The 25,172-nt window shown below is 64.2% G+C and carries 20 protein-coding genes; 15 read left to right on the top strand and 5 right to left on the bottom strand.

The window, feature by feature from the left end; all coding sequences use genetic code 11:
* Positions 1-918: hypothetical protein (locus PKA57_RS07200; RefSeq protein ID WP_324298986.1), on the top strand; the 918-nt coding region annotated here is incomplete at its 5' end.
* 87 nt (positions 919-1,005) lie between these two features.
* Here the strand turns inward: PKA57_RS07200 and ilvD are convergent.
* Positions 1,006-2,862: a dihydroxy-acid dehydratase gene (ilvD, locus tag PKA57_RS07195; protein ID WP_324298984.1), complete on the bottom strand. Its 1,857-nt coding sequence runs from the start codon at positions 2,860-2,862 to the stop codon at positions 1,006-1,008.
* A 527-nt stretch (positions 2,863-3,389) separates the two neighbouring features.
* Between ilvD and PKA57_RS07190 the strand changes: the two genes are divergently transcribed.
* From PKA57_RS07190 to PKA57_RS07175, 4 genes are all read left to right on the top strand, one after another.
* Positions 3,390-4,490 (top strand): polyamine ABC transporter substrate-binding protein, encoded by a 1,101-nt coding sequence (locus PKA57_RS07190; RefSeq protein ID WP_324298982.1) that lies wholly within the window; start codon positions 3,390-3,392, stop codon positions 4,488-4,490.
* Between the two features lie 53 nt (positions 4,491-4,543).
* Complete coding sequence (locus PKA57_RS07185) at positions 4,544-5,485, top strand: ABC transporter permease subunit (RefSeq protein WP_324298980.1); 942 nt, start codon at positions 4,544-4,546, stop codon at positions 5,483-5,485.
* Entirely contained in the window at positions 5,482-6,297 is an 816-nt protein-coding gene (locus tag PKA57_RS07180; protein ID WP_324298978.1) for an ABC transporter permease subunit, read from the top strand. Before PKA57_RS07185 ends, PKA57_RS07180 begins: the two co-directional genes overlap by 4 nt.
* Positions 6,298-6,422: 125 nt before the next feature.
* On the top strand, positions 6,423-7,829 hold the full coding sequence (locus tag PKA57_RS07175; RefSeq protein ID WP_324298976.1) for an amidase: 1,407 nt from the start codon (positions 6,423-6,425) through the stop codon (positions 7,827-7,829).
* A 50-nt stretch (positions 7,830-7,879) separates the two neighbouring features.
* On the opposite strand, the gene PKA57_RS07170 is transcribed toward PKA57_RS07175, so the two are convergent.
* A complete protein-coding gene (locus PKA57_RS07170) occupies positions 7,880-8,740 on the bottom strand; it encodes a metal-dependent hydrolase (protein ID WP_324298974.1) in 861 nt (286 codons plus the stop codon).
* 188 nt (positions 8,741-8,928) lie between these two features.
* On the opposite strand from PKA57_RS07170, the gene PKA57_RS07165 reads away from it, so the two are divergent.
* A complete protein-coding gene (locus PKA57_RS07165; protein ID WP_324298972.1) occupies positions 8,929-9,411 on the top strand; it encodes a YaiI/YqxD family protein in 483 nt (160 codons plus the stop codon).
* Positions 9,412-9,435: 24 nt separating this feature from the next.
* Here the strand turns inward: PKA57_RS07165 and modA are convergent, their stop codons facing one another.
* Together modA and PKA57_RS07155 are read right to left on the bottom strand one after the other, a co-directional pair.
* Positions 9,436-10,212, bottom strand: a complete 777-nt coding sequence (gene modA, locus PKA57_RS07160; protein ID WP_324299059.1) for a molybdate ABC transporter substrate-binding protein — start codon at positions 10,210-10,212, stop codon at positions 9,436-9,438.
* Positions 10,213-10,240: 28 nt separating this feature from the next.
* Positions 10,241-10,642, bottom strand: a complete 402-nt coding sequence (locus PKA57_RS07155) for a PaaI family thioesterase (RefSeq protein ID WP_324298970.1) — start codon at positions 10,640-10,642, stop codon at positions 10,241-10,243.
* A 183-nt stretch (positions 10,643-10,825) separates the two neighbouring features.
* Between PKA57_RS07155 and PKA57_RS07150 the strand changes: the two genes are divergently transcribed.
* The 3 genes from PKA57_RS07150 to PKA57_RS07140 all read left to right on the top strand — a co-directional run bounded on the left by PKA57_RS07150 (position 10,826) and on the right by PKA57_RS07140 (position 13,227).
* On the top strand, positions 10,826-11,572 hold the full coding sequence (locus tag PKA57_RS07150; RefSeq protein WP_324298968.1) for an SDR family NAD(P)-dependent oxidoreductase: 747 nt from the start codon (positions 10,826-10,828) through the stop codon (positions 11,570-11,572).
* The gene (locus tag PKA57_RS07145) at positions 11,572-12,177 is read left to right on the top strand and encodes a 2-hydroxychromene-2-carboxylate isomerase (protein ID WP_324298966.1); all 606 of its coding nucleotides are present in this window, start codon (positions 11,572-11,574) and stop codon (positions 12,175-12,177) included. Before PKA57_RS07150 ends, PKA57_RS07145 begins: the two co-directional genes overlap by 1 nt.
* 138 nt (positions 12,178-12,315) lie before the next feature.
* On the top strand, positions 12,316-13,227 hold the full coding sequence (locus PKA57_RS07140) for an alpha/beta hydrolase (protein WP_324298964.1): 912 nt from the start codon (positions 12,316-12,318) through the stop codon (positions 13,225-13,227).
* A 21-nt stretch (positions 13,228-13,248) separates the two neighbouring features.
* Here the strand turns inward: PKA57_RS07140 and PKA57_RS07135 are convergent, their stop codons facing one another.
* Complete coding sequence (locus PKA57_RS07135; protein WP_324299057.1) at positions 13,249-13,974, bottom strand: TetR family transcriptional regulator; 726 nt, start codon at positions 13,972-13,974, stop codon at positions 13,249-13,251.
* A gap of 92 nt (positions 13,975-14,066) precedes the next feature.
* Here PKA57_RS07135 and PKA57_RS07130 point away from each other — a divergent pair, with 92 nt between their 5' ends.
* The 6 genes from PKA57_RS07130 to PKA57_RS07105 all read left to right on the top strand — a co-directional run bounded on the left by PKA57_RS07130 (position 14,067) and on the right by PKA57_RS07105 (position 25,170).
* On the top strand, positions 14,067-14,801 hold the full coding sequence (locus PKA57_RS07130; RefSeq protein WP_324298962.1) for an SDR family oxidoreductase: 735 nt from the start codon (positions 14,067-14,069) through the stop codon (positions 14,799-14,801).
* 28 nt (positions 14,802-14,829) lie between these two features.
* Positions 14,830-16,050, top strand: coding sequence for an acyl-CoA dehydrogenase family protein (locus PKA57_RS07125; RefSeq protein ID WP_324298960.1), 1,221 nt, complete (start codon positions 14,830-14,832; stop codon positions 16,048-16,050).
* Positions 16,051-16,057: 7 nt separating this feature from the next.
* Positions 16,058-16,828, top strand: coding sequence for an SDR family NAD(P)-dependent oxidoreductase (locus PKA57_RS07120; RefSeq protein WP_324298958.1), 771 nt, complete (start codon positions 16,058-16,060; stop codon positions 16,826-16,828).
* A gap of 18 nt (positions 16,829-16,846) precedes the next feature.
* A complete protein-coding gene (locus PKA57_RS07115) occupies positions 16,847-17,884 on the top strand; it encodes an alcohol dehydrogenase family protein (protein ID WP_324298956.1) in 1,038 nt (345 codons plus the stop codon).
* An 8-nt stretch (positions 17,885-17,892) separates the two neighbouring features.
* Positions 17,893-18,942 (top strand): phosphotransferase family protein, encoded by a 1,050-nt coding sequence (locus PKA57_RS07110; protein ID WP_324298954.1) that lies wholly within the window; start codon positions 17,893-17,895, stop codon positions 18,940-18,942.
* Positions 18,943-19,146: 204 nt separating this feature from the next.
* A complete protein-coding gene (locus tag PKA57_RS07105) occupies positions 19,147-25,170 on the top strand; it encodes an alpha-2-macroglobulin family protein (RefSeq protein WP_324298951.1) in 6,024 nt (2,007 codons plus the stop codon).
* Positions 25,171-25,172 lie beyond the last annotated feature (2 nt).

The raw sequence follows: 25,172 nt of genomic DNA, 5'->3' as shown, positions 1-25,172 counted from the left end.
ATGCAGCAGCGCGAGCAGAGGGACCAGCGCCAGTATCAGGGGCAGCGCCAGCGCCAGTTCGAAGAGCAGCAGCGCCAGCGGCAGGAACAGTCGCGCCAGCAGCAGGAGATGCAACGGCGTCAGCAGGGTGAGCAGCAGCGGCAGTATCAGGGACAGCGCCAGCGCGGCGAAGAAAATCGTCAGCGCGCGGATTGGCAGGTCCAGCAGCGCCGTTACTACGAGCAGGACCGCAACCAGCAGCGCGTTCGCGCGCGGCAGGAGCAGGAACGGCGCTGGGGCGATCTGCGCGAGCGCAACTGGGAGCGCGTGCGCGACTGGGGCCCCGGCTTCCAGCGGCGTCAATATTACCGCGGACCGGACTGGAACGACTGGCGCCGCCGCCACTATGTCGAGCGCCCGCGCTATTACTGGAACAATGACCGCTATTCCCGGCCGTGGTTCGACTATGGATCGGTCACCTATATCTCGATCTACTCGCCGACCTACATCATTCCCTACGACGCCTATGACACTTATGGCTCGACCTATTACGGGCCTGTAGCCTGCAACCGCGACGTGGTGGGAGCCATTCTGGGCGGCACGGCCGGCGCCTTGATCGGTGCGCATAATGGCGGCGCGGGCGCGACCATTGGCGGCGCCATTGTCGGCGCCATACTCGGCGGCGCGCTCGGGCAGGCGATCGATATGAGCGATCAGGCGTGCTACGGCCAGGTGCTCGAATATGTGCCGAACAATCAGCCCGTCTATTGGGAGGATAACGGCGCGCAATACCAGGTGACGCCGATGCGCACCTATCAGAACCCGCAGGGGCTCTATTGCCGCGAGTACCAGACCTCGATCTATATCGACGGCTATCCGCAGGATGCCTATGGCACCGCCTGCCGCCAGCCCGACGGTTCATGGCAGATCGCCGACTGAGCCGATGATCGGTGGCGCCGGTCCGTAAATGCAAAAGCCGCATCCTCGGATGCGGCTTTTGTCGTTTGCAGTCCCTGTCAGGGCGCGTCAGCTATCGCGGCGGCCGGTGATCCTCGAGACGTCGCGCACCGCGCCGCGCGCGGCGCTCGTCGTCATGGCGGCATAGGCCTGAAGCGCGGCCGAGACGCGGCGCTTGCGCTGTTCCTTCGGCTGCCATCCGGCCGCGTCCTGCGCCTCACGGCGCGCGGCGAGCACCGCATCATCCACCGCGAGGTGAATCTTGCGGTTCGGAATGTCGATCTCGATCCGGTCGCCGGTCTCGACGAGGCCGATCGTTCCGCCTTCTTCCGCTTCCGGCGAGACATGCCCGATGGAAAGGCCGGAGGTGCCGCCCGAGAAGCGCCCGTCGGTGATGAGCGCGCAGTCCTTGCCAAGGCCCTTCGATTTCAGATAGCTCGTGGGGTAGAGCATTTCCTGCATGCCCGGCCCGCCGCGCGGCCCCTCATAGCGGATGACGACGACTTCGCCCGCCTTCACTTCGCCGGTGAGGATGCCGGAGACGGCCGCGTCCTGGCTTTCATAAACGCGCGCCGTGCCGGAGAAGACGAGGATCGATTCATCGACGCCCGCCGTCTTCACGATGCAGCCTTCCTCGGCGAGGTTGCCGTAGAGAACGGCGAGGCCGCCATCCTTGCTATAGGCATGGGCGACATCGCGGATGACGCCGTTCTCGCGGTCGAGGTCGAGCGCATCGAAACGCCGCGCCTGCGAGAACGCCTCGGTCGTGCGCACGCCGCCCGGCGCCGCGCGGAAAAATTCGACGGCGCGCGGGTTCTGCGTGCGGCGCACGTCCCAATGGTCGATCGCCTCTCCGAGTGTGGGACTGTGAACCGTCGAGACATTGCGGTGTACGAGACCGGCGCGATCGAGCTCGCCGAGAATGGCGAAGATGCCGCCCGCGCGGTGAACGTCCTCCATATGCACGTCGGAGCGCGCCGGCGCGACCTTGCAAAGGTTCGGCACCTTGCGAGACAGGCGATCGATATCGCGCATGGTGAAGGGCACGCCGCCTTCATGCGCCGCCGCGAGAAGATGCAGAACCGTGTTGGTCGAGCCGCCCATGGCGATGTCGAGCGACATCGCATTCTCGAAGGCGGCGAAATTCGCGATGTTGCGCGGCAGAACGCTCTCGTCGTTCATCTCGTAGTGACGCCGCGTGATCTCGACGATGAGCCTTCCCGCCTCGAGGAAAAGCCCCTTGCGGTCGGCATGGGTGGCGAGCGTCGAGCCGTTGCCCGGCAGCGAAAGGCCGAGCGCCTCGGTCAGGCAGTTCATCGAATTGGCGGTGAACATGCCCGAGCAGGAGCCGCAGGTGGGGCAGGCCGAGCGTTCGATGACGAGGCTTTCTTCCTCGCTCACATTGTCGTCGGCAGCAGCGACCATCGCGTCGATGAGATCGACCGCGCGCTCCTCGCCCTGCCAGGTTACCTTGCCCGCTTCCATCGGTCCGCCGGAGACGAAGACCGTCGGGATGTTGAGGCGCATCGCGGCCATCAGCATGCCGGGCGTGATCTTGTCGCAATTGGAAATGCAGATCAGCGCGTCGGCGCAATGCGAATTCACCATATACTCGACGCTGTCGGCGATGAGGTCGCGCGAGGGCAGGCTGTAGAGCATGCCGTCATGGCCCATGGCGATGCCGTCATCGACGGCGATGGTGTTGAACTCCTTGGCGACGCCGCCGGCCTTCTCGATCTCGCGCGCCACCAGTTGCCCCAGGTCCTTGAGGTGCACATGGCCAGGCACGAACTGGGTGAACGAATTGGCAATGGCGATGATGGGCTTGCCGAAATCGCTGTCCGTCATGCCTGTGGCGCGCCAGAGGCCGCGCGCGCCCGCCATGTTGCGGCCATGGGTCGATGTACGTGAACGATAGGGAGGCACGGGTCCAAATCCTTTCGTCTGGAGCGAGGGGCCGAGGCCCTGGGAGAGGGCGCGGCCGACGGGCTCGAATTGCCGGAATGGCGTCTTTTATCCGGCTGTGCCCCAATAGACAAATCCCGCGTTCGCTTTCTCAGGAGCGGGCAAGGGGCACCTCTGGGCCTCATCGGAGACGCCGCTGAGGAAGATGGGCTGAGCGCTACCCACCATCGGCGGACGGGGCGCGAAATGCCATGTGCGCTTTCAAGGGCAGGGCGCGGTCATGGCGCGTGCGGACGATCGGGGGGCAAGGTCGGTAGCGTTGCGGATTGGCGAGGCGCTCGCTTGGCTATCGCGATAGGGTGAAATTGCCGTCATGGAGCCAAATTGCGGGGTGCTGGCGTCATAAAAAGAGGCTAGCATTGAACGCGGATGGGGGGGGATGAGGCTCGCACTTGTGCGCTGGAGCGGGCAATTGCAAGCCTCGGCCGCCTTTATCTCGGAGGCAGGGAACTGCCTTCATCTGAAATGAGGCTGAAACGGAGCTTCTCATGATTGGAAAAATCGGGACGGGACTCGTCGCGATGGCCGTCGCCGGATTGATCTCGGTGGCCGCGCATGCCGAGGACAAGGTCCTCAACATCTACAACTGGTCCGATTACATCGCCCCGGACACCGTGGCGAAGTTTGAAAAGCAGACCGGCATCAAGGTGCGTTACGACGTTTATGATGGCAACGAGACGCTCGAGGCAAAGCTCATGGCCGGCCATTCCGGCTATGACGTCGTCGTGCCGACCGCCTTCCCGTTTCTCGATCGCCAGATCAAGGCCGGCGTCTATATGAAGCTCGATAAGAGCAAGATCCCGAACTACAAGAATCTCGATCCGAAGCTCATGGCGCGCGTCGCCGCCGCCGATCCCGGCAACGAGCATGCCGTGATCTGGATGTGGGGCACGGACGGCGTCGGCTACAATGTGAAGGCGGTTGAGAAGGTGCTGCCCAACGCGCCGGTCAATTCGCTCGACATGATCTTCAAGCCGGAAGTCGTCTCGAAGCTCGCCAAGTGCGGCGTGACCATGCTCGATTCGCCAACCGACGTGATCCCGGTCGCGCTCAACTATCTCGGCCTCGATCCCAATTCGCAGAAGCCCGAAGACCTGCAGAAGGCTCAGGACCTGCTGATGAAGATCCGGCCCTACATCAAGTATTTCAACTCGTCGCAATACATCAACGATCTCGCCAATGGCGACATCTGCGTGGCCTTCGGCTGGTCGGGCGACGTTTTCCAGGCGGCGAACCGCGCCGTCGAAGCCAAGAACGGCATCGAGATCAAATATTCGATTCCGAAAGAAGGCACGCTGATCTGGTTCGACACGATGGCCATCCCGAAAGATGCGCCGCATCCCGAGCTTGCCTATCAGTGGATCAACTTCGTCCTTCAGCCGGAGATCGAGGCGGCGAACTCGAATTATGTCGCCTATGCGAACCCCGTTCCGTCTTCCAAGCCGCTGGTCGAAGAGACCGTGCGGGACGATCCGAACATCTATCCTTCCGAGGAAGTGATGGATAAGCTGTTCGCCGTTCCGACCAAGTCGGAGAAGTTCACTCGGCTCCAGACGCGCGCCTGGACGTCGATTCGGACTGGACAGTAATCGAGCAAACCCCGGCGGCGCGGCCGCCGGGGTTTCTCATCGCCGGGGGTTCAATGGCGAGCAAAGGCAATACCTCGTGGATCGAAGGGCTGGCGTCATCGCTGGCCCGAATTGGTTTGACGGGCAGGCGCTTCGTCATCGGCGTTCCGCTGATCTGGTTGTCGCTCTTTTTCCTGCTGCCGTTTCTGATCGTTCTCAAGATCAGCTTCGCGACGCAGATCCTCGGCATCCCTCCATATACGCCGCTGTTCGACTGGAGCGGGGGAGGGTGGCTGCCCCGGCTGCAACTGGATTTTTCCAACTACGCCTATCTGTTCGAAGACAAGCTCTACATCGTCGCCTACCTGAATTCGGTCAAGATTGCCTTCTTCGCGACCTGCATCTGCATCCTGATCGCCTACCCCGTGGCCTACGGCGTCGCGCGCGTGCCGGAGAGCTGGCGCAATCCGCTGCTGCTTCTTATCGTCCTGCCGTTCTGGACGTCCCTGCTGCTGCGCGTCTATGCCTGGATCGGCCTTCTCAAGAACAACGGCATCATCAACAATTTTCTGGTTTCCATCGGCCTGATCACCGATCCGCTGCCGATGATGAACAATGCCTTTTCGATCTATGTGGGCATTGTCTATTCCTATCTGCCATTCATGCTGCTGCCGCTCTATGCGTCGCTCTCGCGGATGGACCTCACGCTGCTCGAAGCGGCGGCCGATCTCGGCGCCTCGCGCACGCGCGCCTTCTTCTCGGTCACGCTGCCGCTCTCCATTCCCGGCGTCATCGCGGGCGGCATGCTCGTCTTCATTCCGGCGATCGGCGAATTCGTCATACCCTCGCTTCTCGGTGGCCCGAGCACGACCATGATCGGCCGCGTGATCTGGGACGAGTTCTTTGAAAACCAGGCATGGCCGGTCGCCTCGGCGGTCGCCATCGCTCTCATGCTGTTCCTGGTCGTGCCCATCATGATCTTCCAGCATTATCAGGCGCGTTCGGAGCAGCCATGAAAGTCACCAGCCTCTCGCCCTTCGTGCTGATCTCCATGATGCTGGGCTTCGTGTTCCTTTACGCGCCCATCGTCGTTCTCGTGATCTTCTCGTTCAACGCCTCGCGTCTCGTGACCGTCTGGGCGGGCTTTTCGACCAAGTGGTACGTCTCGCTCCTCACCGACGATCAGGTGCTCGGCGCGGCCTATCTGAGCTTCCGCATCGCCTTCATGAACGCGACGCTCTCGGTCATATTGGGCACCATGGCGGCGTTCGCGCTGGTCCGCTTCGGCCGCTTCTACGGCCGCTCGGTCATGATCCAGTCGATTTCCTCGCGGCTCGTTCTGCCGGATGTCATCCTCGGACTGTCGATCCTTCTTCTCTTCGTGGCGATGCAGAGCCTTATCGGCTGGCCGACGCGGCGCGGCTTCACCACCATCCTGATTGCGCATGTGACCTTCTCGTCCGCCTATGTCGCCATCGTCGTCCAGTCGCGGCTTGCCGGCCTCGACCGCACCTTCGAGGAGGCCGCCTTCGATCTCGGCGCGAGCCCCTTCAACGTGTTTCGCACCGTCACCCTGCCGCTCATCGCGCCTTCACTGGTCGCGGGCTGGCTTCTCGCCTTCATCCTTTCCTTCGACGATCTCGTGATCGCGAGCTTCGCCTCGGGCCCCAACGCCACGACGTTGCCCATGGTCATCTTCTCGAAGGTGAGGTTCGGCATCACGCCGGAAATCAATGCGCTGGCCACGATCATCGTCGTCGGCGTCGCCATCGGCGTCATCTTCGCGGGCAATCTGTTGCAGCGTCAGGCAGCGCAACGCCAGAAATAGGCCACGCAGTTCGCGCGCGCCCCGCGCACCCTTCACTCTGGAAGCGGCATGCAATGACTGCGATGATGCCGCATAGGGCCGTACGTCGAAAAGATATGGCCGTATCAGGAGGGGAGGCACCGCATATGGGCAGCATCGACATTCATTATCAGAGCCTGACGCAGATATCCCGCGAGATCAGAAGGGGCGCTGTCTCGCCCGTCGAGGTGACGCAGGATCTGCTCGGCCGGATCGCGCGTCTGGAACCCCGCCTCCGCAGCTATGCGACCGTGATGGAAGAGGCGGCGCTTGCCGATGCACGCCGCGCGGAGAGCGAAATCGCCCGCGGAATGGATCGCGGGCCGCTGCATGGCGTGCCGGTCGCCGTCAAGGATCTCTGCTTCACGAAGGACGCGCCGACCGGTTCGGGCACCACCATCTATCGCAACTGGACGCCGGATCATGATGCGACCGTCGTCGAGCGCCTGCGCCGCGCGGGCGCCGTCATTCTCGGCAAGCTGCAGCTCACCGAGGGCGCGACCGGCCATCACCATCCGGACATCGTCCCGCCCGTCAATCCGTGGGGTGCCGACCGCTGGACGGGCGTTTCCTCGAGTGGTTCGGGCGTCGCCACGGCGGCGGGCCTCTGCTTCGGCTCGCTCGGCACCGACACGGCGGGGTCGATCCGCTTTCCGTCCACAAGCTGCGGCCTCACGGGGATCAAGCCGAGCTGGGGCCGCGTCAGCCGATATGGCGTGTTTCCGCTCGCGGAATCGCTCGACCATATCGGGCCGATGGCGCGGAGCGCCGCCGATGCCGCCGCGATCCTCGGCGCCATTGCGGGCGCGGATGCGAACGATCCGACCGCGCGGCTCGAGCCAGTGCCCGATTATCTGGGCGGCATCTCTGGCGGCATCAGCGGCCTGCGCATCGGCGTCGACTGGTCCTACGCGACCGACGGCGCCGACGAGGCGGTTGCGGCCGTCATCAGGGAGGCGCTTGCCGTGTTCAGCGAGCTTGGCGCGCGCATCCGCGAGATTTCGGTCCCCTCAATCGCGGGCATTCTCGCCAACGCCCTGACGCTGATGACGGTCGAGGCGGCGGAAGGCCACGCCGCGACCTTCCCCTCGCGCGCAAGCGAGTACAGCCCCGGCCTCACTGGACTCCTCGAGGTCGGGCGCGCGGTGACGGGCGTCGATCTCTTCAGGGCGCAGAAGGAGCGCTGGGCCTTCTCGGGCAGGCTCGCTTCCGTCTTCGAGGATGTCGATCTCATCCTCATGCCAGCGATCATGACGACCGTGCCGACGGTGGATGAGGCGAATGCGGCGATGGCCGACCCGGTTCAGGGCCTGCCTTCGCTCCTGCGCTTCACCGTACCGTTCAACGCTTCGGGAAATCCCTCGATCACCTTGCCGGGCGGCTATGACGCGCGCGGCCTGCCCATCGGCTTCCAGCTTGTCGGGCGGCATATGGCCGAGGACGTGCTCTGCCGCGCGGGCCACGCCTTCCAGCAGGCGACGGACTGGCACACGCGGCATCCGAAGCTCGACTGAAGGAGCGGGCCGGGCGGGCGTTAGGATCGCCCGCCCGTTCGCCCGTCAGTTCATTCCGCAGGCTGAAGATTGCCGGAAATGCTCCGCGCGACCGAGGCCACGACATCGCGATTGTCGTGATCCCAGGGGTGGAAGTCGCGCCGGAAGAAATCGCGCCACGGTTTTCCGAGCCCTCTCAGCGCGCCGCCCTTGCCGAAGAGATAGCGGATGCCGCCGATCCAGAGCCTGGCCTTCGAGCCCTCGTAGTCGCGCAGCATGATGCGCATGTGGCGCAGCGCGTCCCAGAAGAACTGCAGGGTGACGAAGAGCATGATCCGCCGACGCAGATAGTTCGTGCCGCCCACGGCGCGATAAACGTCGAAGGCGACCGCCTTGTGCTCGCTCTCCTCGATCGCGTGCCACTTCCAGAGCGCGACCATTTCGGGATGGGCGCCTTCCAGAAGCTCCGGGCGGCGGAGCAATGCGTCGGCAAGGATCGCGGTCCAGTGCTCATAGGCAACCGTCGCCGCGAGGCGGGCGATGGGCGGCAGGTTCCTGTCCGCCCAGGCTATGCGGTTGCGGATCGGCGCTTCGAGCCTGTCGAGCGGATAGCCACGGGCGGCGCAAAGCGCCTCGTTGTATTTCTGATGCTCGCGCCGGTGGATGGATTCCTGCGCCATGAAGCCACGTATATGGCTTTGCAGCTCGGGGTCCGTGATCTTGTCGCGATAATGCTTCACGGCGTTGATGAACTGCTCTTCGCCAACCGGAAACATGATGGAGAGCGCATTGTAGAAGGCGGTGGGAAAAGCCTCGCCGCCATGCCAATCGGTTGCGAGCACATCCGCGATCCTGAAATCGAGATTGCGCGGCGTGATCGAAACATCGTCGGGGGTGCGGGAAATCTTCTCCGCGCTGGTGGGGCTGCTCATCAGGGGCCTCTTCTGTCGTTCGGTATCCGCAATTTAGGAAAGGCCCGGCATCGTTCGAGGTCGAATCCGGCTAGATTGGGGGTCCAAACTGGCCAAATCGCGCGTGAAGGTATGGAAATGAATGTCCGTCATGGAGTTGCCGGGATTATGAGGCGCGGGTTCGCGCCCGGCGTGCCGGAAGCAACGGCATGACCGCCGGTTCCAAAACTCCCGAAATTTATGTGGATGCCGATGCCTGCCCGGTGAAGGAGGAGGTGCTGCGCGTCGCCGAGCGCCACGGGCTCGGCGTCTATATCGTCAGCAATGGCGGCATGAGGCCGAGCCGCCATCCGCTCGTCCGCACCGTCGTCGTGGCCGATGGCCCCGATGTGGCGGATGACTGGATCGCTGAACGCATCGGGCCTGCGGATATCTGCGTCACCGCCGACATTCCGCTTGCCTCGCGCTGTCTCGAGCGCGGCGCGAAGGTGCTGAATGCCAACGGAAAGACGTTCACGGAGGAAAGCATCGGCATGGCGCTCGCCATGCGCGGCCTCATGCAGCATTTGCGCGAAACGAGCGACATCAGGGGCGGTCCGCCGCCATTCAGCCGCGAGGATCGCTCGCGTTTTCTGAGATCGCTGGAGGAGGTCGTTCAATCGGCGCTGAGAAGCGCAGGTGCACGCGACTAAGCGGCGAAAGCGGGTGGGCGCCCTTCACTTCAACAGGACGAAGCCATGCGATTTGAAGATCTCGCCTGCCCGGGCCGATGAGAGGAATGCAAGGAGCGCGGCCGCATCCTCGTTTCGCGAGGCGGCCGCCAGCGCCGCCGGATAGACGATCGGCTGATGCGTGTCCTCCGGGAAGAGCGCGACGATCCGCACGCCGGGCTCCGCCAGCGCGTCCGTGCGATAGACGATGCCGAGCGGCGCTTCGCCCCTTGCGACGAAGGCAAGCGCCGCTCTCACATTTTCGGCCTGCGCGATCCGGTTCTCGACGCTGGCCCAGACGCCGAGCTTTTCGAGCGCGGCCTTGCCATATTTTCCGGCCGGCACCGCCTTCGTGTCAGCCATGGCGAGCCGACCGGTTCCGAGCGCATGGGCAAGGTCGAAGCCGGGCGCGATCGTGAGCGAGACGCCGGAAGCCTTCGGCGCGATGAGGACGAGCCGGTTCCCGAGAAGGTCGATCCGCGACCTGGCCTTCAGCAGATGGCGGGCATCGAGATAGTCCATCCAGTCGAGATCGGCGGAAATGAAAAGATCGGCCGGCGCGCCTTGTTCGATCTGCCTGGCGAGGAGCGAACTTCCCGCATAGGAAATCCGCGCCGTCTTGCCGCTTTCATGCGCCCATTCCGCTGTCACCGCGTCGAGCGCTTCCTTGAGGCTTGCCGCCGCGAAGACGAGCGGAGGATTGCTTGCCGCCCACGCGGACGCTGCGGGCAGCACGAGAGCCGCGAGGAGGCCGAGCGCCAATCCGATGCCGCGCCATTTCATCAAGGGGTTCGAGCCTCGTTTCTCTGCCTCAAAGCACGAGCTGCGTCTGCGTGACGATGGCGGCGAGCTTGCCGCCGTCGCGGCTGATCCGGGTTTGCCAGACCATGAGCTTCCTCCCGCGATGCACGGGCGTCGAGACGGCATGGGCGGTTTCGCCGAGCGGTATGGCGGCGAGGAAATTCGTCTTGCTCTCGACCGTGGTGGTCGAAGCACCCCGATCGAGATTGAGCACGGTGCCGATGGCGCCGAGCGTGTCGGCGAGCGCCATGATAGCGCCGCCATGCATGATGTCGGGGACGGTGCAAAGTTCCTTGCGGACCGGAAGCCGCGCCTCCACGCATTCGGGCGTCGCGCTGACCAGTTCGAGCCCGAGAAGCTCCGCGAAGGGAAGCGGGGTCTTGCGCAGGCGTTCCATGATTTCGTCCGACATCTCGACCTCGTTGCTGGTGATGTGAATGAGGGACGTTAAGCCCTGAAGCGGAATTGCGTAAGGGCCGGATTCGGTCTGCCCGGCAGGGCCATTTCAGCGGCCGCGAGCCCGGCGGCAACTCGGCGGTTGACATAGTTCTCTTTTGGAACTTACCTAGCCCGAGCACATGGCAGGAGGACAGGCATGACAGCCAGACGGAACGCGACGGCGGCGATCGTGGGGGCGGGCGATTTCATCGGCGCCGCCATTGCCCGGAAGTTTGCGGCGGAAGGCTATCAGGTTGTCGCCGGCCGCAGGAATGGCGACAAGCTCGCGTCGCTGAAGGCGGAGATCGAAGCGGCAGGCGGCGTCTGCATCGCCCGATCGCTCGATGCGCGCAGCGAGGAAGGGATCGTCGAATTTCTCAATGCTGCCGATGCCGTTGCACCGCTCGAAGTCTGCATCTTCAATGTCGGCGCGAATGTGAATTTTCCGCTGTTGGACACGACCGAGCGCGTTTTCCGCAAGGTCTGGGAGATGGCCTGCTATGCGGGCTTTCTGACCGGGCGCGAGGCCGCGCGGCTCATGCTGCCGCACGGGCGAGGCTCGATCTTCTTTACCGGCGCGACGGCGAGCCTCAGAGGCGGCGTCGGCTACGCCGCATTCGCCTCGGCGAAATTCGGCCTGCGCGCGGTCGCGCAGAGCATGGCGCGCGAGCTTGGCCCGAAGAACATCCATGTCGCTCACCTCATCATAGACGCAGGCGTTGATACGGCCTTCGTTCGCGAGCGGATCAAGGCAGCGGGGGGCGAGGATGCGCTGAAGAGCCTCGCGCCCGACCAGCTCATGCATCCGGCCTCGATCGCCGAGACTTATTGGCAGTTGCACAGCCAGAAGCGAGACGCCTGGACGCATGAACTCGATATTCGTCCTTATAGGGAGCATTGGTAATGGTGAAGGTGGAGCACCACTTCGATTTCGGCAGTCCGAACTCTTATCTGGCCTGGAAAATCATTCCCGAAATCGAGAGGCGAACAGGCGTGACCTTCGAGAATGTGCCGGTCCTGCTCGGCGGCATCTTCAAGCTCACCGGCAATCAACCGCCCATGATCGCCTTCGGCAATATCAGGAACAAGCCGCAATATGAGGCGATCGAGATGCAGCGCTTCATCGCGCGCCACAAGCTCGATGCCTTCAGGTTCAATTCCCACTTCCCGGTGAACACGGTGCAGATCATGCGCGGCGCCGTCGTCGCGAAAATGGAAGGTGTGCTGCCGAAATATATGGAGATCGTCTTCCGCGCCATGTGGGAGCAGTCGCTGAAGATGGACGATGCCGAAGTGATCCGCGCGGCGCTAGACGCGGGCGGGCTCGATGGCGCGCATATCATGGCGCGTATTCAGGACACGGACGTCAAGGAGAAGCTGATCGCGAACACGTCGGCCTCGGTCGAGCGCGGCAGCTTCGGCGCCCCGACCTTTTATGTCGGCAATGAGATCTTCTTCGGCAAGGACCGGCTGCGCGACGTGGAAGAAGAGATATTGAAGCAGAAATGAACCCCAGCGGGGCGGCCTGCGGGCCGCCTCGCGGACGGCCGCTCCCATGCCGAAAGGCGGATTTTCGGGGCCGCCATGGGCATGGCGCCGGGCCGATTGTGCGTCTATCATCCTCCTTGAAAGCGGGAGGGGGAGACAATGACCAATCAGGAAATCGTCGCTATCCGGAGCATGCTGGCCCAGTCGGCATTTCCCACGGACATTCACGAACTGCGCAAGGCCTATGACGAGTTGGGCGGCCTGTTTCCGACCGCGGCGGACGTCGCGCTCGATGCGGTAAACGCCAATGGCGTGCCGGCCGAATGGGCGGTGACGCCCGGCAGCGCGCCCGATCGCGTCATCATGTATGTGCATGGCGGCGGCTATGTCATCGGCTCGATCAGAAGCCATCGCCACGTCGTCTCCGAGCTTGGCCGCGCGGCGGGCGCCCGCACGCTCTCACTCGATTATCGTCTGGCGCCGGAGCATCCCTTTCCCGCCGCGGTGGACGATGCGCTTGCCGCCTATCGCTTTCTGCTGGCGCAAGGCTTCGCGCCGGGCAACATCGCCATCGCCGGTGACAGCGCGGGCGGCGGCCTCACCATCGCCACGCTTCTCGCGATCCGCGATGCGGGGCTCGCCCAGCCGGCCTGCGGCTTCTGCATTTCGCCCTGGGTCGATCTCGAGATGAACGGGGAGACGATGAAGACGCAGGCCGCCCGTGATCCGATGGTTCAGAAGGAAGGCCTTCTCGGCATGGCGTCGGCCTATCTCAACGGCGCCGATGCGCGCGCGCCGCTTGCGTCACCTCTCCATGGCGACTTCAAGGGCATCGCACCGCTTCTCATTCAGGTGGGCGCGGCGGAAACGCTGCTCGACGATTCCGTTCGCCTCGCGGCAAGGGCGGGCGCGGCCGATGTCGAGGTGAACCTGCAAATCTGGCCGGAGATGATTCATGTCTGGCACTTCTTCCATCCGATGCTCGGCGCCGCGCGGCAGGCGATAGCAGGCGCGGGCGCCATCATCGCGAAGGCGATGGACAGAAGCGCGAGCGCGGGCAGGGTGGCCTGAGGCTCCCCCACCTTTCTCCCTTCAATCCAGGATCATGCCGATCGAGCCGACAATGCTGCGCGGACGGCGCGGGCCTGCGGCTTCGGCGAACAATCCCTTTTCGAGCGGCGCTTCGAGCATGGCGGTCAGCGTCTGCATGAAGTGTTCGAGTGTGTCGTCCGAACTCCAGCTCGGATGCGGGCGGGAGCGATCCGTCAGCGCCGCCTCGCGGAGCGAGAGTACGCTGCTCATATAGGCGCCCATGAAAACGAAGCGCTGGTTCTTCGCGGCGGCCGGCATGTCGGGCATGAGCCTGCGCAGATGATCGAGGCAGCGCAGATAACCGGAGTTCCACCGCTTCTCCAGCGCATCCATGAAAAGCTCACGATGATTCATGGCGAGCATGGCGATGAAGCGGATATAGGTGTCTTCCTCCTTGCGCGTTTCGCCTGAAAGCCCGATGGAGGGAAAGACGAGCGCTTCCACGGCCTCGCGGACGCTTGAGGGGCCGCCCGACGCTTCCAGCCGGTCGAGAAAATCGTTGCGCCGCTTGTCGATCAGCTTCGCGCCATCGGCCACCAGCTCGCGCACCAGCGCCTCCTTGGTGCCGAAATAATAGCTCAGCGATCCGTGGTTCTTCTGCCCCGACGCCTCGACGATCTCGCGCACGCTCACCCCGTCGATGCCGCGCAGCGCGAAAAGCCGCCGCGCCGCGAGCTTGATCTGCTCGCGCGCACCCGTCTGTGCCTTACGTAACGTCTTCGCCATGCTCAAAGAATGATTTGCCGGAGGGCGCACGTCAATTATATTATCCAAACGACCTAATTCAAGAACGCCGAAAAACAGCAGGGGAGCGCCAAATGTCCGAACTCGATTTCACCGGAAAGACCGTACTCGTCGTTGGCGGGTCGAGCGGCATCGGCAACGGGATCGCGCAAGCCTTCCGGGAAAAAGGCGCCGCCGTCCATGTCTGGGGCACGCGCGCGAAGGCGTCCGATTACACCGCCGCCGAGGGGTCGGACATGACGGGTCTTCAGTATGACCGCATGGACGTTTCCGATTTCGACGCGATCGAGAAATATCAGCCGCCATTCCAGAAGCTCGACGTGCTGGTGCTGAGCCAGGGCACCGTCATCTATCAGCGCGGCGAATTCAGGATGGATGGCTTCCAGAAGGTGATGGACGTCAACGTCAACAGCCTCATGGCCTGCGCCCTCAAGTTCCACGACATGCTCGCCGCAGCGAAGGGCTCGCTCATCACCATCAGCTCCACCGCGGCTTTCCATTCGACGCGCGGCAATCCGGCCTATAACGCATCGAAGACCGGCGCCGTCGGCCTCACGCGCACGCTAGCGGAAGCCTGGGCGAAGGATGGCATCCGCGTGAACGGCATCGCGCCGGGCCTCGTCGATACGAAGCTCACAAAGGTGACGACGGAAAATCCCGACCGCCTTTCGGCGAGCCTTCAGGGCATTCCCATGCGCCGCCTCGGCACGCCGAAGGACATGGCGGGCGTCGCGCTCTTTCTGGCGTCGCCGCTCGCGTCCTATGTGCTGGGCCAGACCATTCCGGTCGATGGCGGTCTCATTCTCTGAATATCGAAATCAGCCGGGGAGGCATTCAATGAATTTCGAACATACCGACAAGGTGAAGACGCTGATCGCGAAGCTCGAAGACTTCATGGATCGGCACATCTATCCGAATGAGCAGGCGCATTTCGACTGGGTGTCCAATCCCGCCAACCTCTGGAAGCACTGGCCGGGCCTCGATGAGCTGAAGGAGAAGGCGAGGGAGGAGGGGCTCTGGAATCTCTTTCTGCCGCATGAATATGGAGAGTGGAGCCCCGGCCTCACCAATCTCGAATATGCGCCGCTGGCCGAGATCATGGGCCGCGTGCCGTGGTCGTCGGAAGTCTTCAACTGCTCCGCGCCCGATACGGGCAACATGGAAGTGCTGGCGAAATACGGCTCGCCCGCGCAGCAGAAGCAGTGGCTGAGGCCGCTGCTCGACGGCGAAATCCGCTCGGCCTATCTGATGACCGAGCCGCAGGTCGCCTCGTCGGATGCGACGAACATCGAAACTGAAATCCGCGCCGATGGCGATGACTATGTCATCAACGGCCGAAAATGGTGGATCTCGGGCATCATGGACCCGCGCTGCAAGCTCCTGCTCCTGATGGGCAAGTCCAACCCGCAGGCGCCGCGCCACCAGCAGCAATCGACCATCATCATTCCGCGCGAGACGCCGGGCGTGCATATCGTCCGCAACCAGTCGGTCTTCAGCAGCTTCAATTCGCCCGGCGGCGAGGCTGAACTGCGGCTCGAGAATGTGCGCGTGCCGAAGTCCAACCTCATTCTCGGCGAAGGCCGGGGCTTCGAGATCGCGCAGGGCCGCCTCGGGCCAGGCCGCATCCACCATTGCATGCGCTCGATCGGGCAGGCGCAGCGCGCATTGGAGATCATGGCGCGCCGCGTCGAAAACCGCGTCGCCTTCGGCAAGAAGCTGTCGGACCAGAGCAGCATCCGCCAGGACATCGCGCGCTCCTATTGCGAGATCGAGCAGGCGCGGCTTCTGACGTTCAAGGCGGCGGATGCGATGGACCGCTACGGCAACAAGGTCGCGCGCGACCTCATCGCGGCGATCAAGATCGTCGCGCCGCAAATGGCGCAGACGGTTTGCGACCGGGCGATCCAGGCGCATGGCGGCATGGGCGTGAGCGCCGACACGCCGGTGGCGGCCTTCTTCACGCTGAACCGTTTCCTGCGTATCGCCGACGGTCCCGACGAGGTGCATATGTCGCAGCTCGGCAAGCTCAAGATCGCCGAATACAACGCGCAGAAGTGAGGTCGCCATGACAGAACCTGTGAGGTCGGTCAGAGGTCTGACTGTGCTGGTGACGGGCGCGGCGAGCGGCATGGGTCGCGCCACCGCCGAGGTCTTCGCCGCCGAGGGCGCCAATGTGGCGGTGACGGATTATTCGGCCGATGGCGCCGAGGCGGTGGCCCGCGCCATCGCCGCATCCGGCGGCAGGGCGAAGGCGTGGCGGTTCAACGTCGCCGACAAGGAGGAGGTCGGCAACGTCGTCGCCGCCATCGCGGCCGAATTCGGCGGCCTCGACATCGTCGTCAACAATGCGGGCATTTCCGGCTTCGCACCCATCGACGATCCGAACTATGACGATGTGTGGGAGAGGCTGCACGCCGTGCTTCTCACCGCGCAGCAGCGCGTCATCCGCGCCGCGCTGCCTTATCTGCGGAAGTCGAAGAGCCCACGCATCGTCAACATCGCCTCGACCGAGGCGCTGGGCGCGACCGCGATGGACAGCGCCTATGCGGCGGCGAAGGCGGGCGTCACCGGCCTCACCCGCGCGCTGGCGGTTGAGCTCGGCAAGGAAGGCATCACGGTCAACTGCATCTGCCCCGGACCGATCCTGACCGGCATGACGGCGGCGATCCCGGACGATCAGAAGGAAGTTTACGCCAAGCGGCGCACGGCGCTCCGCCGCTATGGGCGCCCCGAAGAAGTGGCGCATGTCACCTTGAGCCTTTGCCTGCCCGCCGCTTCCTACATCACCGGCGTCACCATCCCGGTCGATGGCGGGCTCATGGCGCGCAACGCCTGAAACGGGGAGACAGACAACATGAAGGCGCTTCTCTATCAGGGCCCGCGCGACATCCGCTATGAGAGCTTCGACGATCCGAAGCTTGCCGCCGATACGGACGCCATCGTGAAGATGGACAAATGCGGCATCTGCGGCAGCGATCTCCATATCTATCACGGCGAGGGCTTCAGCCCGGACCTCGGTTTCTGCGTCGGCCATGAAGCGGTCGGCGAAGTGGTCGAGGTGGGCCGCGGCGTCCGCCGGCTCAAGGCGGGCGACAAGGTGATGCTCTCGGCGGCGGTCGGTTGCGGCTCCTGCGCCTCGTGCCTCGCGGGCAACATCAACCAGTGCGAAACGGGCGGCGCGGCCTGCTATGGCCTCAGCCATCGCCTCGAAGGCTGTCAGGCCGAAGGCATTCGCGTGCCCATGGCCGATTTCAACGCCCACATCATCCCCGAAGGCATCACCGCCGATCAGGCGCTGATGCTCACGGACAATCTGCCGACCGCCTGGTTCGGCTGCGTCAACGCGAATATCCGCCCCGGCGCGAAGGTCGGCGTCGTGGGGCTCGGCCCCATCGGGCTCATGGCGGTGGAGAGCGCCTTCGTGCTCGGCGCTTCGGAAGTCTTCGCAATCGACCTCGTACCCGAGCGCCGGGCCATCGCCGCGAAACTCGGAGCGACGCCGGTCGACGGCGCGAATGCGCTCGAAGCCGTCGCCGAGGCGACCGGCGGACGCGGCCTCGAAAGCGTGGTGGAGGCCGTCGGCGCCGATGCGACGATCAAGATGGCGCTGATGCTCGCGGGCAAGCGCGGCCATGTGTCCGCCATCGGTGTCAACCAGACGCGGGACTTCGCATTCCCCATGGGCCTTGCCTTCGCGAAGGGGCTGACCTTCCATATCGGCACCTGCTCGGTTCAATCGCACTGGCCGGACCTCGTGCCGCTGATCCGCAATGGCCGCCTGCGCCCGGAAAGGTTCATCACGCATGAGCTTCCGCTCTCCGAAGGCGCGGAAGCCTATCGCCTCTTCGACGCCCGCCAGCAGGGCGTGCTGAAGACCGTCATGGTTCCCTGAGGCAAGTCATGGCGCTCGAAAACTGGACCGATCTCGTCGATCTCGAAAAGCTCCGCGCATGGATGGATGAGGAGGGGCTCGAAAAGGGCGACCTCACCGATGTGGAGCCGCTTGCCGGCGGCACGCAGAACATCCTGCTCAAGTTCCGCCGTGGCGGCCGCAGCTTCGTTCTCCGCCGCCCGCCGCATCGCCCGCATATGAACGGCAGCGAGACGATGCGCCGCGAGGCGCGCGTGCTTGCTGCGCTCAAGGGCAGCGATGTGCCGCATCCGGGCCTCATCGCGGCCTGTCCGCGCGAGGACGTGCTCGGCGCGGCCTTCTATCTGATGGAGCCGGTCGAAGGGTTCAACGCGACGGTCGGCCTGCCGCCGCTCCATGCGGGCGATGCGGATATTCGCCGCCGGATGGGGCTTGCGATCGCCGATGGCGCGGCCGCGCTTGGCCGCGTCGATCATGTCGCCGCGGGCCTCGGCGATCTCGGCAAGGTCGGGAACTATCTCGAGCGGCAGGTTGCGCGCTGGCGCTCGCAGCTCGAGAGCTATCGCGAATATCCGGGCTGGCCCGGACCCGGCGATATTCCCGGCATCGACAGGGTGGCAGACTGGCTCGACGCCAACCGGCCCTCGTCATTTAGCCCCGGCATCATCCATGGCGACTATCACCTTGCCAATGTGATGTATCGTTTCGACGGGCCGGAGCTTGCCGCCATCGTCGATTGGGAGCTGACGACGGTGGGCGATCCGCTCATCGATCTTGGCTGGCTGATGGCGACTTGGCCGGACCCCGAAGGGCGGGGCAGCACGGGCTCGGTCGGCGTGCAACCATGGGACGGCTTTCCGGCCGCGTCCGATCTCGTCGCCCGCTACGCCGAGGGCTCGACGCGCGATCTCTCCGCCATCGAGTGGTATGCGGTCCTTGCCTGCTACAAGCTCGGCATCATTCTCGAGGGCACACATGCCCGCGCCTCGGCCGGCAAGGCGCCGAAAGAAACGGGCGACATGCTCCATGCCTCGACCATCGGGCTTTTCCGCCGCGCGCTGGGCTGGATCGGGGGATAGGGGCGCGGCTCGCGGGTCTGTGCCGGAGTGGCGGACAGAAATCTGGGGATAACCCGTTTCGTCCGTCCCCGGCGTCATATCCCCGCCGCTTTTATCCCAATTAGTCTTCGCGATCCCGTGTGGTGAGCAAGGTCCCCGCCTGTCATGAGGTGGTGGCCGCGTGCTATGCTCGCCGCATTCGAGGAGTTCAGCGAAGGCTCATCCATGAATCTGCTTCCCCGGCTCTCCCTGCTCGCCTTTATTCTTTCCATTTCGCTCATCCTCTCGCCCGACTTGACCGGTGCAGCGGCGCAGGCGGCCGAGGGCAATCTTGCCGTCGCCCGCATCACGCCTTCGGGCGAGGATGTGCCCGCCGAGCGGCAGATCGTCATCGAATTCGACCGGCCCGTCGTGCCGCTCGGGCGCATGGAGCGGACGGCGGCGGAAATTCCCGTCGAGATCGAGCCGAAGCTCAACTGCGAGTGGCGCTGGCTCAATGAAAGCGCGCTTGCCTGCGAGCTCAGGGAAGCGGATGCGCTGAAGGCGTCGACCCGCTACCGCATGACGGTCAATCCGGGGATCAAGGCCGAGGATGGAACGACGCTGGCCGGGCCGTTCCGCCACGAATTCGTGACCATGCGTGTGGCGCTCGACCGGGCCGAGTTCTCCGAATGGGCGGGGCCCGGCGAACCGGCGGTCCTCGTCACCTTCAATCAGCCGGTGCGCCGCGACACGGTGGTGAACCGCCTCGAATTCTCATGGAAGGGCGACAAGGCGGGCACGCGCGCCGTTCATGCCTCGGAGGGACCGGACTGGTCGAAGGCGCCGGACGACGCGCTGGTCAAGGTGGAGCGCGAGCCGGGAATTGTCGGCTTCTTCCGGCGGATTCTCGCCTACTTCCCGTGGTTCCGACCGGAATCCGTTCCTGGGACGGAGGAATGGGCGCGCCGCGCATGGCTGGTGATGCCGAAAGCGCCGCTGCCGCTCGACACCGAGGCCGAACTCGTCATGCATCCGGGGCTCGTTTCGGGCCTTGGGCCGGAGCGCAGCGTCATCGACCAGTCGGTGCAGGCCTTCGCGACGTTCGGCGATTTCCGTTTTGCCGGGTTGAAATGCACGCGGAACGATGGCACCGAACTCGTCATCAGGCCGGACGAGGCGAACCCGCCGGCGGGAGCCTGCGGCCCGTGGAATCTCGTCCGGCTGCTTTTCACATCGCCCGTGCGCGCGAAGGAGATCCGCGATCATGTCCAGCTCTCGCCCGATCTGCCGAAAGCCGATGCCGAGAGCGATCCCTGGGCCAATGTCGATCCCGAGCAGACGGATGGCTATTACAACTGGAAGGGTCGCCAGAAGGGCGACGAATATTCGGCGCGCTTCCCGGTCTATCTGCGCTCGGACCGCGATTACGAGGCGTCGCTGAAGCCCGGCGACAAGGGCTCGATCGTCGATATTTTCGGCCGCAAGCTCCAGGGGCCGCTGTCGGTCCGCTGGCGTATGGACAACCGGCCGCCGAATTTCGAATTGCCAAACGGTATTGCCGTTCTGGAAAAGGGCATCGACAGCGAGGTGCCGCTCTATGTCAACAATCTGACGAGCCGCGACTTCACCTATTCCCGCCTGCGGGTGAGCGGTATCGAGAACGGTCTTGCCGCAAGCGAGAAGCTCGATCCGATCCGCAACGTGCAATATGCGGTTCCCTTCGGCGTGCGTGAGATGCTGGAAGGGCGCTCCGGCGCCATTCTCGGCAAGCTCTCGACGACGCCGAAGCTCCCATATGAAAAGTCCGGACTTCTCTTCGCGCAGGTCACGCCCTTCAGCGTGCATGTGAAGGTCGGCCACTTCAACACGCTGGTCTGGGTCGCAGATCTCGCGACCGCCGCGCCCGTGGCCGGCGCGCGGGTGATGCGCTACCGCGACCCGGCGCTGAGCGCCGCCGTCTGCGAAGGCACGGTGCCGGCGAAATGGAACGAGCCGGAGCGCGTGGAGGCCACGGCGACGACCGATGAGAACGGCCTTGCCGTTCTACCCGGCGTTGCGCCGGAGCCGGGGGTCTATCAGTCCGTTTGCGACAAGGCGCTGACGGTCCGCGTCGAGAAGGGCGACGACCTCGCGCTGCTGCCGATCAACTATCAGTTCGAGGCCGATACCTATCGCGCTTCCGGCGAGCAGGTGTGGCCCATGGAAATGTCCGCGCAGGAGCATATGCGCGTCTGGGGCACGACAGCGCAGGGCGTCTATCGCGCGGGCGACACCATTCAGTACAAGATATTCGTTCGTGGACAGAGCAATGAGGGGCTCGTGGCGCCGCCGCCTTCGATCTATCGCCTCCAGCTCGTCGATCCGACCGGCAAGGTCGTAGCGGACATCAAGAAGATCGCGCTCAGCGAATTCGGCGCCACGGACGGCAGCGTGACTGTGCCGAAGACGGGCGCGGTCGGCTGGTACAAGTTCCGCCTGCTGCAGAAGCTGAACGCGAATGCGAAGGACGAGACGGACGGATCGGAGGATGGCAGCGGCACGGACGCAACGGCCGAGGGCGCGCTTCCTTCCGGCTGGTTCGCCTGGAGGGCGATGCAGGTGCTCGTCAGCGATTTCACGCCCGCATCCTTCCGTGTGACCACGAGCGTCAATGGCAAGGTGTTCGGGCCTTCCGCGCCGGTCGAGGTCGAGGGCAAGGCCGAGCTTCACTCGGGCGGGCCCTACACCAATGCGACCGCGCGCATCACGGCGATGTTCGCGCCGCGCCCCATGTCGTCGGCGCATCCCGTTGCGGCGGGCTTCGACTTCTCGCGCAGCGATCTCGAAACCTCGAGCTACGAAAGGATGATCGCCCAGATCGAACAGCCGCTCGACGCCGGGGGTATTGCGAAAACCACGATCGCGATCCCCGATCAGGGCAACGACGTTTACGGCGATCTCACCTTCGAGGCGGCCGTCATGGACGATCGCGGCAAGAATGTCGCCAATGCGGTGGAGGCGACTTTCGCCGCGACCGACCGCTTCGTCGGCCTCAAGCCGAAGGAGTGGCTCTATCAGGCAGGCAAGCCCGCGACCTACAGCTATATCGTCGTCGATGAGAACGGGACGCCGGTGAAAGGCGCATCCGTCGATCTCAAGATCGAAATGAAGAAGGTGACGGCGGCGCGGGTGAAGTCCGCGGGCAATGCCTATCAGACCGTCTACAATACGAGCTGGGAGAAGGTGGGCGATTGCCAGGGGACGCCCGAGGCCGTGCCCGCCGAATGCAGCATCACGCCGAAAGAGGCGGGCGAATATCGGATCACCGCGACGGTCAAGGGCACGAAGGGGAAGACGCATATCGCTACCAGCGATTTCTGGGTGGTGGGCGCCGAGGTGGTGCTCTGGGACGGCGGGCCGGACACGGCCTTGCAGATGTTCCCCGAGAAGTCGTCCTACAAGGTCGGCGAGACGGCGCGCTATCTCATCAAGAACCCCTATCCGAATGCGAAGGCGCTCATCACCGTCGAGCGCTACGGCGTCATCGACCGCTTCGTCGAAACCTTCACCACCTCGACGCCCATCGTCGAAATTCCGGTGAAGCCGGAATATGCGCCGGGCTTTTATGTCTCGGTCGTTCTCATGAGCCCGCGCGTCGACAAGCCGCTCGACGAGAACATGGTCGATCTCGGCAAGCCCGCCTTCCGCATGGGCTATGTCGCCGTGCCGGTCATCGATCCCTACAATCTGCTGTCGGTGAAGGCCGCGGCCGAGCGGGCGGACTACAGGCCTGGCGAAAAGGTCAAGGTCGCGCTCCATGCCGCGCCCCTGCATGAAACGAAACAGGAGCCGATCGAACTCGCCGTTGCCGTGCTCGATCAGGCGGTCTTCGATCTCGTGACCGGCGGCAAGGCCTATTTCGATCCCTATAAGGGCCTTTACCGCCTCGATGGGCTCGACGTGCGCAACTACAACCTGCTGCTGAAACTCGTCGGCCGTCAGAAATTCGAAAAGAAGGGCGCCAATCCCGGCGGCGATGGCGGCGCGGACTTCAAGTTCCGCGAAGACTCGAAATATGTGGCCTATTGGAACCCTTCGGTCCGGCCGGATGCGAACGGCAATGCGAGCATCGAATTCGACGCACCCGACAATCTGACGGGCTGGCGCGTTCTCGTCATCGGCGCGACGCCGACCGATCGCGTCGGTCTTGGCGAAGGCGACTTCAAGGTGAACCGGCCGACGGAGATCCGGCCCGTGATGCCGAACCAGGTCATGGAAGGGGACAAATTCTCCGCCGGGTTCAGCGTCATGAACCGGACGGACAAGAAGCGGAAGATCGCCATCGAGATCGCGGCGAACGGCACGCTTGAAGGCGAAGCGCCGCAGAGCCTGAAACGCGAGGTCGAGCTCGATCCCTATCAGCGGACGACCATTTTCATGCCGCTGGCGGCGGGCCGCGTCGCGCTGAAACGCGATGTGGGCAAGGGCGAGATCGCCTTCAGGGTCACGGCCGGAGATGAAACCGACCGCGACGCCTACGCCTATGCGCTGCCCGTCGGGAAACGGAACGGCCTCGTCAACGCCGCGCTCTACGGCACGACGGACAAGGACGATGTGACCGTGCCGGTTGCCTTTCCCAAGGCGATGAGGTCCGACGCGGGCGACCTTTCCGTCATATTGAGCCCGACAGTCGTGACCGATGTGGCGGGCGCCTTCCGCTTCATCGCCGATTATCCCTTCTTCTGCTGGGAGCAGCGGGTGACGAAGGCGGTGATGGCGGCGAACTATGCGGCGCTCGAAAGCTATCTGCCGGCCGACATGAAATGGCAGGACGCGGCGAATGTGCTGAAAGAGATGGTGGCGAGCGCCGCCGACTATCAGGCGCCGAATGGCGGCATGGCCTATTGGGTGCCCTCCAGCGAGCGCGTCGATCCCTATCTCTCCGCCTATACGTCGCTTGCCTTCGGCTGGCTCCGGCAACGCGGCGTCGAGATACCCGAGGCGGTGGATGCGAAGCTCCAGGACTATCTGGGGGAGTTCCTGCGGAGGGATGTAGCGCCCAAATATTACTCGCAGAACATGACGGCCTCGGTGCGCGCGGTTGCACTCGCCGCGCTCGCCCAGCGCGGGAAGGTGACAGAGAGGGACATCGAGCGGCTGCGGCCGCAATTCAAGACGATGGGCCTCTTCGGCAATGCCATGGCGCTGCAGGCGGCGCTTTCGCTTGGCGATGCAAGCGGCGGCAAACTCTCGGACGAGCTTGCCGAAATCATTCTGGCCCATTCGAACCAGACATCCGGCAAGTTCCTTTTCAGCGAGGAGACGGGCGAAGGCTTCAACCGGATTCTCTCGACGCCGATGCGCGACAATTGCGCGATCCTTTCGAGCCTCGTTGCCTATGGAAAGCGGGAGGACCAGAAGGGGCGCATCGAGAACATGGCGTTCAAGCTCGTGCGCGCCATTTCGCAGGGGCAGAAGTCGCAAGGCTACTGGGCGAATACGCAGGAGAACATGTTCTGCACCAATGCGCTCATCGATTATGCCTCGGCTTATGAGCGCGTCGCGCCCGATATCAAGGCGACGGTGACGCTCGATGGCGAGCCGATGGGGAGCGCCGAGCTGAAGGGCGTCAAGTCGGCGCCCGCGACGCTGACGCACGAAATCGGCGCGGGCGATCCGGGCCGCGAGGCGAAGGTCGGGATCACTCGCGAGGGTGATGGACGCCTCTACTATGCGACGCGGCTTGCTTACGCGCCGACGGACATCTCGTCTTCCGCCGTCAATAGCGGCATCGAGGTGCGGCGCGAATATAGCGTCGAGCGCAACGGCAAATGGGAATTGCTCGGCGACAAGGCGGAAATCGCGCGCGGCGAACTTGTGCGCGTCGATCTCTATCTCTCGCTGCCGGCGGCGCGCGCCTTTGTCGTCGTCAACGATCCGGTGCCGGGCGGGCTCGAACCCGTCAACCGGGATCTGGCCACGGCCTCGCGCGTCGATGCGGCGAAGGCCGAGATCCAGCGGCCCGAAGGAAGCTGGTGGAACCGCTACAAGGACTGGATCGAATATGCCGCGAGCTACTGGTCCTTCTATCATCAGGAACTGCGCCACGACAGCGTGCGCTTCTATTCGGATTATCTCGACGCTGGTAACTATCATCTGAGCTATGTGGCGCAGGCGATCGCGACGGGCGAGTTCCAGCGTCCGGGCGTCAAGGCCGAGGAGCTTTATGACCCGGACGTCTACGGCCTCGGCGTGCCGGGAAGCCTTGTCGTGAAGGAGAAGCCATAAGC

The sequence above is a fragment of the Parvibaculum sp. genome, from assembly GCF_035325945.1.
In the GTDB taxonomy this organism is placed as follows: domain Bacteria; phylum Pseudomonadota; class Alphaproteobacteria; order Parvibaculales; family Parvibaculaceae; genus Parvibaculum.
This window is presented reverse-complemented; position numbering and strand designations above follow the sequence as displayed.

What these genes read in the sequence shown, in the direction of transcription:
- PKA57_RS07190 (WP_324298982.1), top strand. Translation starts at nt 3,390, where the DNA reads ATGATTGGAAAAATCGGGACGGGACTCGTCGCGATGGCCGTCGCCGGA.
- PKA57_RS07185 (WP_324298980.1), top strand. Translation starts at nt 4,544, where the DNA reads ATGGCGAGCAAAGGCAATACCTCGTGGATCGAAGGGCTGGCGTCATCG.
- PKA57_RS07180 (WP_324298978.1), top strand. Translation starts at nt 5,482, where the DNA reads ATGAAAGTCACCAGCCTCTCGCCCTTCGTGCTGATCTCCATGATGCTG.
- PKA57_RS07175 (WP_324298976.1), top strand. Translation starts at nt 6,423, where the DNA reads ATGGGCAGCATCGACATTCATTATCAGAGCCTGACGCAGATATCCCGC.
- PKA57_RS07170 (WP_324298974.1), bottom strand. Translation starts at nt 8,740, where the DNA reads ATGAGCAGCCCCACCAGCGCGGAGAAGATTTCCCGCACCCCCGACGAT.
- PKA57_RS07165 (WP_324298972.1), top strand. Translation starts at nt 8,929, where the DNA reads ATGACCGCCGGTTCCAAAACTCCCGAAATTTATGTGGATGCCGATGCC.
- modA (WP_324299059.1), bottom strand. Translation starts at nt 10,212, where the DNA reads ATGAAATGGCGCGGCATCGGATTGGCGCTCGGCCTCCTCGCGGCTCTC.
- PKA57_RS07155 (WP_324298970.1), bottom strand. Translation starts at nt 10,642, where the DNA reads ATGTCGGACGAAATCATGGAACGCCTGCGCAAGACCCCGCTTCCCTTC.
- PKA57_RS07150 (WP_324298968.1), top strand. Translation starts at nt 10,826, where the DNA reads ATGACAGCCAGACGGAACGCGACGGCGGCGATCGTGGGGGCGGGCGAT.
- PKA57_RS07145 (WP_324298966.1), top strand. Translation starts at nt 11,572, where the DNA reads ATGGTGAAGGTGGAGCACCACTTCGATTTCGGCAGTCCGAACTCTTAT.
- PKA57_RS07140 (WP_324298964.1), top strand. Translation starts at nt 12,316, where the DNA reads ATGACCAATCAGGAAATCGTCGCTATCCGGAGCATGCTGGCCCAGTCG.
- PKA57_RS07135 (WP_324299057.1), bottom strand. Translation starts at nt 13,974, where the DNA reads ATGGCGAAGACGTTACGTAAGGCACAGACGGGTGCGCGCGAGCAGATC.
- PKA57_RS07130 (WP_324298962.1), top strand. Translation starts at nt 14,067, where the DNA reads ATGTCCGAACTCGATTTCACCGGAAAGACCGTACTCGTCGTTGGCGGG.
- PKA57_RS07125 (WP_324298960.1), top strand. Translation starts at nt 14,830, where the DNA reads ATGAATTTCGAACATACCGACAAGGTGAAGACGCTGATCGCGAAGCTC.
- PKA57_RS07120 (WP_324298958.1), top strand. Translation starts at nt 16,058, where the DNA reads ATGACAGAACCTGTGAGGTCGGTCAGAGGTCTGACTGTGCTGGTGACG.
- PKA57_RS07115 (WP_324298956.1), top strand. Translation starts at nt 16,847, where the DNA reads ATGAAGGCGCTTCTCTATCAGGGCCCGCGCGACATCCGCTATGAGAGC.
- PKA57_RS07110 (WP_324298954.1), top strand. Translation starts at nt 17,893, where the DNA reads ATGGCGCTCGAAAACTGGACCGATCTCGTCGATCTCGAAAAGCTCCGC.
- PKA57_RS07105 (WP_324298951.1), top strand. Translation starts at nt 19,147, where the DNA reads ATGAATCTGCTTCCCCGGCTCTCCCTGCTCGCCTTTATTCTTTCCATT.